14 protein-coding genes are annotated in these 12,481 nt (G+C 34.7%); 4 read left to right on the top strand and 10 right to left on the bottom strand.

Going from position 1 to position 12,481, the window contains the following annotated elements; all coding sequences use genetic code 11:
- From A9G38_RS12925 to A9G38_RS09205, 3 genes are all read right to left on the bottom strand, one after another.
- Nucleotides 1–118, bottom strand: a 118-nt coding sequence (locus A9G38_RS12925; protein ID WP_442902855.1) for an IS3 family transposase, incomplete at its 3' end; no start/stop codon positions are given.
- Nucleotides 119–243: 125 nt separating this feature from the next.
- Nucleotides 244–543 (bottom strand): IS3 family transposase, encoded by a 300-nt coding sequence (locus A9G38_RS09200; protein WP_034885636.1) that lies wholly within the window; start codon nt 541–543, stop codon nt 244–246.
- Nucleotides 540–1,127 carry a hypothetical protein gene (locus A9G38_RS09205; protein WP_176713255.1) on the bottom strand — a complete coding sequence of 196 codons (588 nt, stop codon included), beginning with the start codon at nt 1,125–1,127 and terminating at the stop codon, nt 540–542. The genes A9G38_RS09200 and A9G38_RS09205 overlap by 4 nt, the downstream gene beginning before the upstream one ends.
- A 584-nt stretch (nt 1,128–1,711) precedes the next feature.
- Here A9G38_RS09205 and A9G38_RS09210 point away from each other — a divergent pair.
- Complete coding sequence (locus tag A9G38_RS09210; protein ID WP_034913606.1) at nt 1,712–2,230, top strand: hypothetical protein; 519 nt, start codon at nt 1,712–1,714, stop codon at nt 2,228–2,230.
- Nucleotides 2,231–2,342: 112 nt separating this feature from the next.
- On the opposite strand, the gene A9G38_RS09215 is transcribed toward A9G38_RS09210, so the two are convergent.
- The 3 genes from A9G38_RS09215 to mazG all read right to left on the bottom strand — a co-directional run bounded on the left by A9G38_RS09215 (nt 2,343) and on the right by mazG (nt 4,368).
- Nucleotides 2,343–3,035, bottom strand: coding sequence for a glutathione S-transferase family protein (locus A9G38_RS09215; protein WP_034913610.1), 693 nt, complete (start codon nt 3,033–3,035; stop codon nt 2,343–2,345).
- Between the two features lie 96 nt (nt 3,036–3,131).
- A complete protein-coding gene (locus A9G38_RS09220; RefSeq protein WP_034913613.1) occupies nt 3,132–3,572 on the bottom strand; it encodes a hypothetical protein in 441 nt (146 codons plus the stop codon).
- The gene (gene mazG, locus A9G38_RS09225) at nt 3,565–4,368 is read right to left on the bottom strand and encodes a nucleoside triphosphate pyrophosphohydrolase (protein ID WP_202961574.1); all 804 of its coding nucleotides are present in this window, start codon (nt 4,366–4,368) and stop codon (nt 3,565–3,567) included. The genes A9G38_RS09220 and mazG overlap by 8 nt, the downstream gene beginning before the upstream one ends.
- A gap of 226 nt (nt 4,369–4,594) precedes the next feature.
- Here mazG and A9G38_RS09230 point away from each other — a divergent pair, with 226 nt between their 5' ends.
- Nucleotides 4,595–6,598 (top strand): OPT family oligopeptide transporter, encoded by a 2,004-nt coding sequence (locus A9G38_RS09230; RefSeq protein ID WP_034913617.1) that lies wholly within the window; start codon nt 4,595–4,597, stop codon nt 6,596–6,598.
- Between the two features lie 145 nt (nt 6,599–6,743).
- Nucleotides 6,744–8,666 carry an ABC transporter ATP-binding protein gene (locus A9G38_RS09235; RefSeq protein WP_034913620.1) on the top strand — a complete coding sequence of 641 codons (1,923 nt, stop codon included), beginning with the start codon at nt 6,744–6,746 and terminating at the stop codon, nt 8,664–8,666.
- Between the two features lie 66 nt (nt 8,667–8,732).
- Here the strand turns inward: A9G38_RS09235 and A9G38_RS09240 are convergent, their stop codons facing one another.
- The gene (locus A9G38_RS09240; RefSeq protein WP_034913623.1) at nt 8,733–9,305 is read right to left on the bottom strand and encodes a TetR/AcrR family transcriptional regulator; all 573 of its coding nucleotides are present in this window, start codon (nt 9,303–9,305) and stop codon (nt 8,733–8,735) included.
- A 180-nt stretch (nt 9,306–9,485) separates the two neighbouring features.
- Here A9G38_RS09240 and A9G38_RS09245 point away from each other — a divergent pair, with 180 nt between their 5' ends.
- Nucleotides 9,486–10,037 (top strand): HPP family protein, encoded by a 552-nt coding sequence (locus tag A9G38_RS09245; protein ID WP_051634259.1) that lies wholly within the window; start codon nt 9,486–9,488, stop codon nt 10,035–10,037.
- 217 nt (nt 10,038–10,254) lie between these two features.
- Here A9G38_RS09245 and nusG read toward each other — a convergent pair whose 3' ends face one another.
- The 3 genes from nusG to tuf form a co-directional block, all read right to left on the bottom strand.
- Complete coding sequence (nusG, locus tag A9G38_RS09250) at nt 10,255–10,800, bottom strand: transcription termination/antitermination protein NusG (RefSeq protein WP_034913625.1); 546 nt, start codon at nt 10,798–10,800, stop codon at nt 10,255–10,257.
- Between the two features lies 1 nt (nt 10,801).
- Nucleotides 10,802–11,203, bottom strand: coding sequence for a preprotein translocase subunit SecE (gene secE, locus A9G38_RS09255; protein WP_034913628.1), 402 nt, complete (start codon nt 11,201–11,203; stop codon nt 10,802–10,804).
- Between the two features lie 134 nt (nt 11,204–11,337).
- A partial coding sequence (gene tuf / locus A9G38_RS09260; protein ID WP_065623250.1) for an elongation factor Tu occupies nt 11,338–12,481 on the bottom strand: 1,144 nt, incomplete at its 5' end.

Consider the following 12,481-nt stretch of genomic DNA (forward strand, 5'->3'; position numbering starts at 1 on the left):
ATAAGGCTTTCATCACCCGAGCAATGTAACGGCGTGACACCCAAATATTCTCTTTCTGTAAATCAAAACGAATTCGTCTTGTACCATAAGACTGATAGCTCTGATTAAATAGCGTCACGATTTTATTGGCATAAAGCCCTACTGATTTTTGTCTATTCAATTTACACTGATAATAAGCATAATGTCTTGATAATCCTAAATATTGACATAGCTTTGTTATGCTATAACGATGTCGATTTGCTTTTAGGATAGCGATTTTCGTCCTATTATCAGTGCTGCTTGCTTTAAAATATCGTTTTCCATACGGAGTTGTTTAAGCTCTTTACGCAATGCGATTAACTCTTGTTCTTGTGGACTGCGATTATCTTTTGTTTTAAATGAGCCGCTTTGGCTTGCTTGCGTTATCCAACGGTCCAAAGCTGATGGTGTCAAATCATATTCGGCAACGATTTCACTACGTGATTTACCATGTTGATAAAGACTGACCATTTGGTGTTTAAAATCATCTGTGAATGTTCGTCTTTTGCGTTTAATCTTATTCATATTTGTTCCTTTTTTAGTTGTGATAAGTTTACCTTACCCCTTAAAAAAGTTGTATGATTTAGTGTAGCCGATCCACTACCCACTAACTCAAACGTCTGTGGTAACTGTGGCATAGCAATTGGGTTAGGATGAGGATTGTACCATTGATTTCTTGCCTCTGGACCTGTTAGCTTAACGCGTACAACTACTTCTCCTTTATCTTCTTGAGGAATCCACCTATCATTAGCTACAACATTTGTCACTGTTGCAGTGATTCCCCCCAAAGTAACGGGTTCCCATGTCAATTCATTTATATCTACTCCACTTATGAGTAAATCAAAATATAAATTATGCGCACCTGTAGTCGGAAAATTTAGGCTGTATGATTCAGGATTGATTGATTGTACTAAAAAGCCCTTATCAGGATTCCATATGTCAGCTGGGCCTGCGGATAAGCCCGTACCCACATGTAGATTCGGCCTTGCATAATTGATAACTGGCGACGGTATTATTATTGCATCACTACGATTACCCGCTCGAGCCTTTTTACCATTCGCCTGAACATTCCATGACGATGACAATAATAACAGTGCTAATACTAGCAAAGCTGTTTTAGGTGATTTGAACGATAATTTCGATAATTCGTTGAGAAATAATTTGGAAGGTATAAATGAGCTTAGTGTAAAAACACGTCGAATAAGATTATTTAATAAATTTAAGACATAGGTTTGCCAGTGCTGGTGTCTGGTGTCTGGTGTCTAAAATGATAATGCATTATGGTTAACCTGTCAAGTAATTATTTGTTTTATTTAAATTTTTATAATTATTTGCTTATTTAATAAGCTTGTTTTCCTATAGCGATAAAAGTATAACCATTTTAAAAATTGTTGGCTAGTTTTTTGGCGGACTTTTTTGTAAAGAAATGTAAAGATGAAAATAATTCAACTTTAGGAATAGGGAATTTTTTGCACATTATCGACTGTCGATAACTAAAACTGTTTAGTATTTCAATCAGGGAGGTGTCGCTAGGCATTATGAAATTTTGCATAAAAATAACCTAATTTGGACAATATCACTGATATTATTAACTTGCGTAAAAGACCAAAATGTTCTAAACCATACCGTTTTTAAAATTACACTTCATGTTTGAATCCAGGTATAATTTACACATAATACAAAGGAGATATAGATGTTATTTTCAATTACAAGATTTATTGCTGGCGGATGTTTGCCACTTTTGGGGGCCTTTTCTTTTTGCAGTTTTTTATTCAAAAATTATTATATTGGACTCATATTTATCATTATTGGCGTTTTAGCTTACTATCTGGTATTTATTAAATACACAAATATTATTATTAATAAACATATTACAATTTTTAAAAGTGAGTTTAAGGATGAGTTTGTGCGTTCAAATTTTTATTGCGATAAAACCTACGAAAATTTTATGTATTTTGATCGAATGAACAAACAAATCTGCTTTACAGATAAAGATACAAATAAAATTGTATCAAGGCTTAATTATGATGATTTATTCTCTGCTAAATTTAATTCTCATCCTCATTTTACTATTAAATTTGATTTTCATCCTTATGTTATTATGAAATTTAAATTAATAAACCAAGAGATAGAAATTAAATTTAATTATTTTTCAAAAGATTATATTTCATTAAGAACAAGATTTTCTCGATTAACAACTATTTATGAATAATTAAGTTATTTGGACAGTAATAACGTTGCTTTTAGTGTACAAAGTATCTGTTTAGCCTCAAAGATTCGAGGCTATCACACGAGTAATTTAAAAATATCTTAGAATTTGTTAATTAACGGTGTAGACGATAAGGTTCATCCACCACAATAAAATCTTTTTCTTGCATTGCCTCACTTATCCATTCTTTAACACTATGAGTTTGACAAATAGTGTTAATGTAGTTGGTTAACGTTGCCGATGTTTTGATACCGAAATTTTTTAGTCTTAAACACATTGGTGCATAGAAAGCATCAGCAATAGTAAATTCACCAAATAAGTAGTTAGATTGAGGTAAATTAAAATTTAAGAAAGAAGATAATAATTCATCAACAAGAGAAATTTCATTTTTGACATCAGCATGATCACGTAAAATAATTTGCCCAATTTCGAAAAACTCAGCTTCAATATTCATTGGTAAATGTTTTCTAATAGCAGAAAATCCTGAATGCATTTTAGCCACTAAACTGCGAGCATTAGCTCTTTTTTTAGTATCTATCGGCCATAAAGCTAAGTTGGGATGTTTTTCAGCCAAGTATTCACAAATAGCCAAAGAATCAGATATCACCACATCATTATCAACTAAAATTGGTACTGTACCATATTTTGATATTGAGGATACTGTTGCTTTAAAAGCAGATTTATCGTCAAGATTATCAAATCTAACAAACTTTTCATCAAAAGGAATACCAAAGTGTTTCATTACAACCCAAGGGCGCATAGACCACGTTGAATAGTTTTTATTGCCTATATAAAGTTTGTAATTCACTTTCAATCTCCATCCAATTCAGTAATGTAAAGTTTGTTAATATTTATCTACTTGCTTAGTTTTATTGGTAAAGAATTTTAAGAATGATTATTTTTATTACAAGTAAACCACATGAGTGCCTTTTTCGGGTTGAAAAGTAGCTTTGCCAAATTCATCTAAGAAATAAGCAATATGATCGGCTTTATCCCCTACTAATCGTCCTTTTACTTTGTTCCATGTCATGAGGACTATCATGGCATCAGGTTCACAGCAAATTAACATGGGTTGTTGAAATTCTTCGTTCCAATAAAATTCACCTCCGTATATTTTATGGGCGGTGAGCAATAAATAACATCCGTATTCTTGCGATATCATGTTGAGTTGTTCTTCTGGAATGCTAAAGTTTTTTTCAGCCAGCTCACTGATGATCATTTCAACAACCGTAATACTTTTTTCAGAGTAATCGAGCTGATTAATGCTCCATTTTGGACTATTTAATATCGCATTTTGTGCCCATGCTTCGATCTCTTGATATAATTCATTTTTTTGTTCAGTCATTTTTATTCACTTCGCTATTGAGTTTAATCTGTTCTAATTGCTTAACACTTTGCCACGCGTCTTCCATTTGTTCAAGCGTTGCATCAATTAAAGATAAGTTTTTTTGTTTGAGTATCGATTCTACTTGTTGAAATCGTCGGGTAAATTTTTTATTGGCTTGCTGTAAACAGAGTTCTGATTTAACCTTTAAATGCCTAGCTAAATTGACGGTCACAAACAATAAATCACCAAGTTCTTCCTCAATTTTTTGTGGATCTTGTTTAGTGCGTTCTAATTCTTGCTCGACTTCGCCAATTTCTTCTTTTACTTTATCAAGCACAGGTTTTATATCATGCCAATCAAAACCAACCGAGGCACAACGCTTTTGAATTTTTTCTGCTTGCATTAACGCTGGTATTGCTTGGGGTATATCGTCAAGCAATGAGTATTGCGCTTTTTGGTTTCGTTCTTTTTGTTTAAGTTGTTCCCAGTTAGTTTTTTTAGTCTTATTTTCAGTAAAAATATGAGGATGACGATAAACTAATTTATCTACAACCGATAAACAAATCTCATCAAAATTAAAGCTTCCTTGTTCTTGGGCTAAATCAGCATAAAAGACAATGTGAAATAGTAGATCACCAAGTTCTTTTTTTAGCTCATCCATGTCTTGTTTATCAATTGCATCTAAAACTTCATAGGTTTCTTCTAAAGTATACAATTTTAGTGATGCAAAAGTTTGTTGCCGATCCCATTGACAACCATTAACAGGATCACGAAGTTGTTTGGTTATGGCTTGTAAGCGTCGTAATGCGTTCAAAATATCTCTCATAAATCAATTATTGATTGAACTATTGTAAATGGTTTCATAGCAAAACGGTTACTCTTTTAAACATTGGCGCTTATATATTTTGCTATTATTGATAATTATTTCACCAAAAATAATAATATAAATTGTAAAAATAGCCTTAAAGACGGAACTTCTAGCCGATAAATGTGAATTAAGTATATAATACCTGCTTATTAATTTAACGTTATTAAACAATATGAATAATTTACGCGAGCTTACTTTAAGAGGTACCATTCTCGGCGCTCTTATTACTGTTATTTTTACTGCATCGAATGTTTATCTTGGCTTAAAAGTTGGATTAACTTTTTCGTCAGCAATCCCTGCTGCAGTAATTTCAATGGCTGTATTGAAACTGTTTTCAGGTTCAACTATTTTAGAGAATAATATGGTGCAAACTCAGGCATCAGCAGCTGGCACTTTATCTTCAATTATTTTTGTGCTACCAGGGTTGTTAATGATTGGTTATTGGCAACACTTTCCTTTTTGGCTAACCTTTGCAATATGTGCCGCAGGCGGAATGCTTGGGGTTTTATTTTCAATTCCTTTACGTCATGTAATGGTCGTTAAAAGTAATTTACCTTATCCTGAAGGTGTGGCTGCCGCTGAAATTTTAAAAGCTGGCTCTAAAACCGATAATAATGAAGCTAATGATGGGCTAAAAGATATTTTATTTGGTGGCGTGATTGCATCCATTGTTAGCCTTTTTACTAATGGTTTTCGTGCGTTATCAGAAAGCACTGCTTATTGGTTTACTGCTGGTAAGTTTATTTTTCAACTGCCTATGGGGTTCTCATTAGCTTTACTTAGTGCTGGTTATTTAATCGGAATTATGTCTGGAATTGCTATTTTAATTGGTACTATTATTGGTTGGGTATTTGGCGTTCCAATTTTAAGTGCAATTACCGATTATGATACTAGTCAACCGTTATCTGAAGTTGCTATGGGATTTTGGGCAAAAGATATTCGTTTTATTGGTGCAGGGGTAATCGCAATTGCAGCCGTTTGGACATTACTCACGTTAATCAAACCGATGGCCGAAGGGTTAAAAATCTCGTTTAAAAGTATGCGTTCAGATGCGTCTGACAGTGATATTGCATCAACCGAGCGGGATTTATCACCTAAAACTATTTTAGTCATTATGGGCAGTATGTTAGCTATTTTGTTAGTGACTTTTTATAGCTTCATTGGCAATAGTGGGTTATCAGCAGGCGTCGCTTGGACATTAGTTTTTTGCGCTGTATTATTTGCTTTTATTATGGGTTTTTTAGTGGCTGCCGCTTGTGGTTATATGGCTGGACTTGTTGGCTCATCAGCAAGCCCAATATCAGGAATAGCAATTGTTGCTGTGGTTGTCATTTCATTGATCTTATTAGGTTTAGGCGAAGCTAATGGTATGCTATCTTCTATTGAAGGTTCTAATTTTGCAACCGCACTTGCGCTCTTTACAACCAGTGCTGTATTAGCGATCGCTTGTATTTCAAATGATAATTTACAAGACCTAAAAACAGGTCATTTGGTTAATGCTACCCCTTGGAAACAACAAGTCGCATTATTACTTGGCTGTGTTGTTGGTGCAATTGTTATTGCGCCTATTTTAGAAATTTTATATAACGCTTATGGCTTTACTGGCGCTTTACCTCGCCAAGATATGGATGTAAGCCAAGTTTTAGCTGCACCACAAGCAACACTGATGACAACAATTGCTAAGGGAATTTTTGCTCATCAACTTGACTGGACGATGATTTTAATAGGACTTGCTTTAGGCGCTGCTATTATTATTGTTGATTTAATTCTTGCCCAAAATAAATCTAATTTTCGCATACCTGCTCTTGCTGTTGGGTTAGGCATTTATTTACCGCCAAGCATTACAACACCAATTATTATTGGTACTTTTTTATCATGGATAATTAAACGTAATGCGTACAAAAAAGCCCAAGCGCAAAATTTAGATCCAGAAGAACAATACCAAAAAGTTGATCGTAAAGCGGCGCTAATTGCATCGGGCCTGATTGTTGGCGAGAGCTTAGTTGGCGTGTTATTGGCTATTGTAATTGTGATTAGCATCACCAATGGCGGAAATGATGCTCCACTCGCAATACCGTTCGATTTAGGTATGTTACCGCAACTTTTAGGGCTCTTTGTTTTTGTTGGTATATGTACGTTCTTTATCCGTCGTGCTTTATCAGCAATTAAAAAATAGGCCTATGAATAATTAAATTTAAGCCCTTTTCGTTTCAACAAAGGGCTTTTTTGTTTAAATTGATTGTTTTATAACGTTCCTGATTTTAGATGATTAAAACAATTTTTATTAACCTACTTTATTTTGAATAATAGACATAAATATCATGATAGTTTTTGATTCGATCCAAGTGCGCCGTGGCGTTAACCTGCTATTAGATAATGCATCGGCAACCATTAATCCTCAACAAAAAGTGGGGTTAGTGGGTAAAAATGGCTGCGGAAAATCCACCCTTTTTTCGCTAATTAAAGGTGAAATCCAAGCTGATGCAGGCACATTGAGTGTTCCATCTCACTGGCAACTGGCTTGGGTCAATCAAGAAACACCAGCCTTGGATATTCCTGCGATTGAATATGCGATTGATGGCGATCGTGAATATCGTCAATTAGAAAAGCAGTTAAATATTGCCAATGAGCAAAATAATGGTCAACAAATTGCGGTCATTCATGAAAAGCTTGATACCATAGATGCATGGACAATTCGTGCACGAGCTGCAACATTATTACATGGATTGGGGTTTTCTAATGAGCAATTAATGTCACCTGTTAAATCCTATTCCGGTGGTTGGCGAATGCGATTGAATTTGGCACAAGCGTTAATGTGTCGTTCTGATTTATTATTGCTTGATGAACCAACCAATCACCTTGATTTAGATGCTGTCATTTGGCTTGAAAAATGGCTAAGCAACTATCAAGGAACTTTAATCTTAATTTCTCACGATCGTGATTTTTTAGATCCTTTAGTCAATAAAATTATTCATATTGAACAAAAAAGTTTATTTGAATACACCGGTAACTACTCTTCATTTGAGATTCAGCGATCTACAAAGTTAGCACAACAACAATCACTCTATGAAAGCCAACAACTTAAAGTTGCACACTTACAAAATTATATTGATCGATTTAGAGCCAAAGCTACAAAAGCTAAACAGGCGCAAAGCCGTATAAAAATGTTAGAAAGAATGGAAATGATTGCTCCTGCACATGTGGATAACCCATTTCATTTTAGCTTTAAACCATCAGAATTCTTACCAAGTCCTTTGTTAAGGATGGAAAAAGTTGTAGCGGGTTATAATGATAAAATTATACTAGAAAAAATTAAGCTTAATTTAGTCCCTGGTTCACGCATTGGCTTATTAGGACGCAATGGTGCAGGTAAATCAACACTGATTAAATTACTAGCTGGTGAACTTGCACCTAAAGAAGGCCATATTAATCTCGCTAAAGGTGTTCAATTAGGCTATTTTGCTCAACATCAATTAGAATATCTACGCCCCGATGAGTCACCACTTTGGCATTTAACGCAACTTGCCGAACCGAAAAATACAGAGCAAGAACTACGTAATTATTTAGGTGGATTTGATTTTCAAGGCGACAAAGTCACCGAGCCAGTTAAAACTTTCTCGGGTGGTGAAAAGGCGCGACTTGTTTTGGCTTTAATTGTATGGCAAAAACCAAATCTTCTTTTATTAGACGAACCAACTAACCACCTAGATTTAGATATGCGACAAGCATTGACTGAAGCGCTAATTGATTTTGATGGTGCATTAGTTGTGGTGTCACATGATCGCCATTTACTACGTTCGACCACCGATGAATTCTATTTAGTCCATGATCATAAAGTTGAACCATTTGACGGCGATCTTGATGATTATCAAAAATGGTTAGCCGAAGCACAAAAAGATGATAACCAATCAAATGACGAAATAAATTCACCAAAAAAAGAAAATACAAGTAATATATCAGCTCAAGATCGTAAAGAGCAAAAACGTAAACAAGCTGAATTACGTGCACAAATGCAGCCAATAAAAAAACAGTTACAAAAAGAAGAACAGATGCTTGATAAATTAACCCATCAATTAAAGCAAATTGAAGAACAACTGTCTGATCCTGCAATCTATGATGCGAGCAAAAAAAACGAACTTACAACTTTGTTACTAGAGCAAAGCCAACTTAAAAATCAATTAGAAGAAACAGAACTACAATGGTTAGAATTACAACAACAATTGGAATCGTTTAACTTAGATTAAATTGATCATTTCGGTTAATAGGCTTGAGGTAATGGCTATCCATTGTCTATAAGCCAGCTATTTAAATCATAGGTTATCTTCGCCAATGTTATCAATGATATCATAGATGTACATTTTTGCCTGTTCAAAATCATATCCCTCAATACCAAAAACGGATGTGCAAGATATCATACCTTCAAGTATTAACATAATTAGATAAGATGCTTGTTCACATGACTTTGTGCCTCCTAGACATTCAAAAATCCTATCTTGAATCCACTTTTTATGTTCACTAACAATAGCGCATATTTCTTCGCTTTTATTGTTATATTCAGACTTGGCTCGTACAAACATACAACCACGGTAATTATCATTCTTAAACCATTTTATATGCCATGAAATAATTGCATTGATTTTGTCTTTTTTTTCAGAAAAAACAGCGATAACATCTGTAAGTGATTTTTTAAAACAATCATTCCGCCTAAGTAACACTTTACTTACAAGCCCATTTTTGTCACCAAAATATTTATATAATGTTCTTTTTGATACACCTGCATTTTCTGCAATAAGCTCTAAACTAACAGGATGATAACCATATTCATTAAACAGCGATTCAGCCGCAGCAAGTATCATATCAACAATTTCAGGCTTCAATTTCATTTTTTATTATTTGTAATTGCTAGAATATTTTTGATTCTATCACAACAACTCTAATATAGTTAATTATAAATAATGTTTGACCTTTATAGTTAATAAATATACATTAAGTAAACGATACAGTTTACTTAATAGACTTACTAGTTTTATTAAAATCCCACATTAACCAAACAGGAGAAATTTATGCTAGAAAAATTAAAAGAAGGAGAGGTGATGTCACCTAAACCTAACGCAGTAGCTATATTGAGAGGATTTATTGGGGGTGCTTTAGGGATTTTAACTTTGCTCGTAATCACTCAGTGGGGAGGTACATTAGCAATTATGGCTCCATTTGGTGCAACATGCGTCTTGTTATTTGCTGCACCTAAATCTCCATTAGCACAACCAAGAAGTGTTATAGGAGGGCATTTTATTTCGTCTTTTATAGGTGTGTTGTTCATTAATTTATTTAGTAATGGAATTATACCGATAGCATTAGCAGTTGGGACATCTATCGCATTGATGCAGTTACTACGTGTAGTTCACGCTCCAGCTGGTGCAAACCCTATTCTAATCATGATGTCTGGAATTACTGACTATTCATTCTTGATAACACCAGTACTTATAGGTTCGGTTTTATTAGTCATGGTTGCTTTAATAGTTAATAATATAAGAATCGAAGCACGTTGGCCTAACTATTGGTTGGGATATCACTTTGATATGGGTAAAATAATAAAAAAATCTAAAAAAGAATAGATTGCCTGTATTATATTAATAATAAATTAAATTATGATCCGATAGTGGTTTTATCTACCTTGGTGACTCACTTTAATAAAATATATTAGAAATAGAACTATTATTTTCAAATTCTCGAAAGGCATTATATTTCTTTCATAAAAACAAAAACCACAAGATAGACTCTTGTGGTTTTGTAAAAGATACAGCTAATTCAGTGAAAAACTATATCAAAAGATTAGCTCTTTTCAACTTGACTAAAATCTAGTTCTACAGGCGTTGAACGTCCAAAAATAGAAACCGATACTTTCAAGCGGCTTTTTTCGTAATCAACTTCTTCAACTACACCATTAAAGTCAGCAAATGGACCTTCGTTAACACGAACAAGCTCACCTGGTTCAAATAGTGTTTTAGGGCGTGGTTTATCACCTATTTGTTGTAAACGATTCATGATAGCATCAACTTCACGTTGGCTAATAGGCGCTGGTCGATCCGAAGTACCACCAATAAAGCCCATTGTTCTTGGTACACTTTTTACTAAATGCCAAGTCGCATCATTCATCATCATTTCAACTAGCACATAACCTGGAAAGAATTTACGTTCACTTTTACGGCGTTGACCACTTTTCATTTCAACAACTTCTTCAGTGGGTACTAAAACTTCACCAAATGCATCTTCCATATTATGTAATTTGATGTATTCACGTAATGATTGTGCAACCCTCGCTTCATACCCAGAATAAGCTTGAATAACATACCATCGCTTTTGTTGTGTTTCGCTCATATTAACGCCCTATTGATGTTAAATAAAAGATGACTAAACGGAATACTGTATCCATCCCCCAAAGCGCTAAACCAACAAAAAGTGTAATAGCTGCAACAAGTAAAGTTGTTTGTGCTGTTTCTTTACGTGTTGGCCATACAACTTTTCTTAATTCTTTTCTAGATTCTTGTAAAAATAACAAAAATGACTTACCCATGTTTGTTGTAATCGCAATTAACAGCGTTAATAACGAAATTACAACAACTGCAATAATCCGAACGATTGTATTAGGTTGATATATATCATTTGGTTCAGCAAAATAAAAATTTCCCCAAACAACAAATGCAATCAATACTAAAACTAAACACCATTTAAATTTGTCTAGAATAGTATTTGAATCTTGACTCTCGTTACTTACTAGCATATAAAACCCATAATTATGTTATTTATAGTAATATCTATTTTCCAAAATGCTCTTTTATCAAAAACATTTTGCTAAACAGACTAGATAAGAAAGGGCATCTATTGATACCCTTTCTATTGGTAGCTAATACTAGATTATTTAATAACTCTAGCAACAACACCCGCACCAACAGTACGACCACCTTCACGAATCGCAAAACGTAAGCCGTCTGCCATTGCGATTGGGTGAATTAATGATACTGTCATTTTGATGTTATCTCCAGGCATTACCATTTCTACACCTTCTGGTAATTCGATAGTACCAGTTACGTCAGTTGTACGGAAGTAGAACTGTGGACGGTAACCTTTGAAGAATGGAGTGTGACGACCACCTTCATCTTTGCTTAAAATATACACTTCTGATTCAAAATCAGTATGTGGAGTGATTGAACCTGGTTTTGCAAGTACTTGACCACGTTCGATTTCTTCACGTTTTGTACCACGTAGTAATACACCAACGTTTTCACCTGCACGACCTTCGTCAAGTAATTTACGGAACATTTCAACACCAGTACAAGTTGTTTTAGTGGTTGGCTTGATACCAACAATTTCAACTTCTTCACCAACTTTAATTACACCGCGTTCAACACGACCAGTTACTACTGTACCACGTCCTGAAATTGAGAATACGTCTTCAATTGGTAATAGGAATGGTTTGTCGATATCACGCTCTGGCTCTGGAATATAGCTATCTAATGCTTCTGCTAATTCAACAATTTTGTCTTCCCATGCTGCATCGCCTTCTAACGCTTTAAGCGCAGAACCACGAATGACTGGTGTATCATCACCTGGGAAATCATATTGAGATAGAAGTTCACGTACTTCCATTTCAACTAATTCTAATAATTCTTCGTCATCAACCATATCACATTTATTTAAGAATACGATGATGTAAGGAACACCTACTTGACGACCTAAAAGGATGTGTTCACGAGTTTGTGGCATAGGACCATCTGTTGCTGCTACTACTAAGATAGCACCGTCCATTTGTGCCGCACCAGTGATCATGTTTTTAACATAGTCAGCATGGCCTGGGCAGTCTACGTGTGCGTAGTGACGAGTTGGTGTATCGTATTCAACGTGTGAAGTGTTGATGGTAATCCCACGTGTTTTTTCTTCTGGTGCGTTATCGTTTTGATCGAATGCACGAGCTTGACCGCCGTATTTTTTAGCAAGTACAGCTGTAATTGCAGCAGTTAAAGTTGTTTTACCGTGGTCAACGTGGCCGATTGTACCAACG

It is taken from the genome of Gilliamella sp. Imp1-1 (genome assembly GCF_001690415.1).
Taxonomy (GTDB): domain Bacteria; phylum Pseudomonadota; class Gammaproteobacteria; order Enterobacterales; family Orbaceae; genus Gilliamella; species Gilliamella bombi.

What these genes read in the sequence shown, in the direction of transcription:
- A9G38_RS09200 (WP_034885636.1), bottom strand. Translation starts at nt 543, where the DNA reads ATGAATAAGATTAAACGCAAAAGACGAACATTCACAGATGATTTTAAA.
- A9G38_RS09210 (WP_034913606.1), top strand. Translation starts at nt 1,712, where the DNA reads ATGTTATTTTCAATTACAAGATTTATTGCTGGCGGATGTTTGCCACTT.
- A9G38_RS09220 (WP_034913613.1), bottom strand. Translation starts at nt 3,572, where the DNA reads ATGACTGAACAAAAAAATGAATTATATCAAGAGATCGAAGCATGGGCA.
- A9G38_RS09230 (WP_034913617.1), top strand. Translation starts at nt 4,595, where the DNA reads ATGAATAATTTACGCGAGCTTACTTTAAGAGGTACCATTCTCGGCGCT.
- A9G38_RS09235 (WP_034913620.1), top strand. Translation starts at nt 6,744, where the DNA reads ATGATAGTTTTTGATTCGATCCAAGTGCGCCGTGGCGTTAACCTGCTA.
- A9G38_RS09240 (WP_034913623.1), bottom strand. Translation starts at nt 9,305, where the DNA reads ATGAAATTGAAGCCTGAAATTGTTGATATGATACTTGCTGCGGCTGAA.
- A9G38_RS09245 (WP_051634259.1), top strand. Translation starts at nt 9,486, where the DNA reads ATGCTAGAAAAATTAAAAGAAGGAGAGGTGATGTCACCTAAACCTAAC.
- nusG (WP_034913625.1), bottom strand. Translation starts at nt 10,800, where the DNA reads ATGAGCGAAACACAACAAAAGCGATGGTATGTTATTCAAGCTTATTCT.
- secE (WP_034913628.1), bottom strand. Translation starts at nt 11,203, where the DNA reads ATGCTAGTAAGTAACGAGAGTCAAGATTCAAATACTATTCTAGACAAA.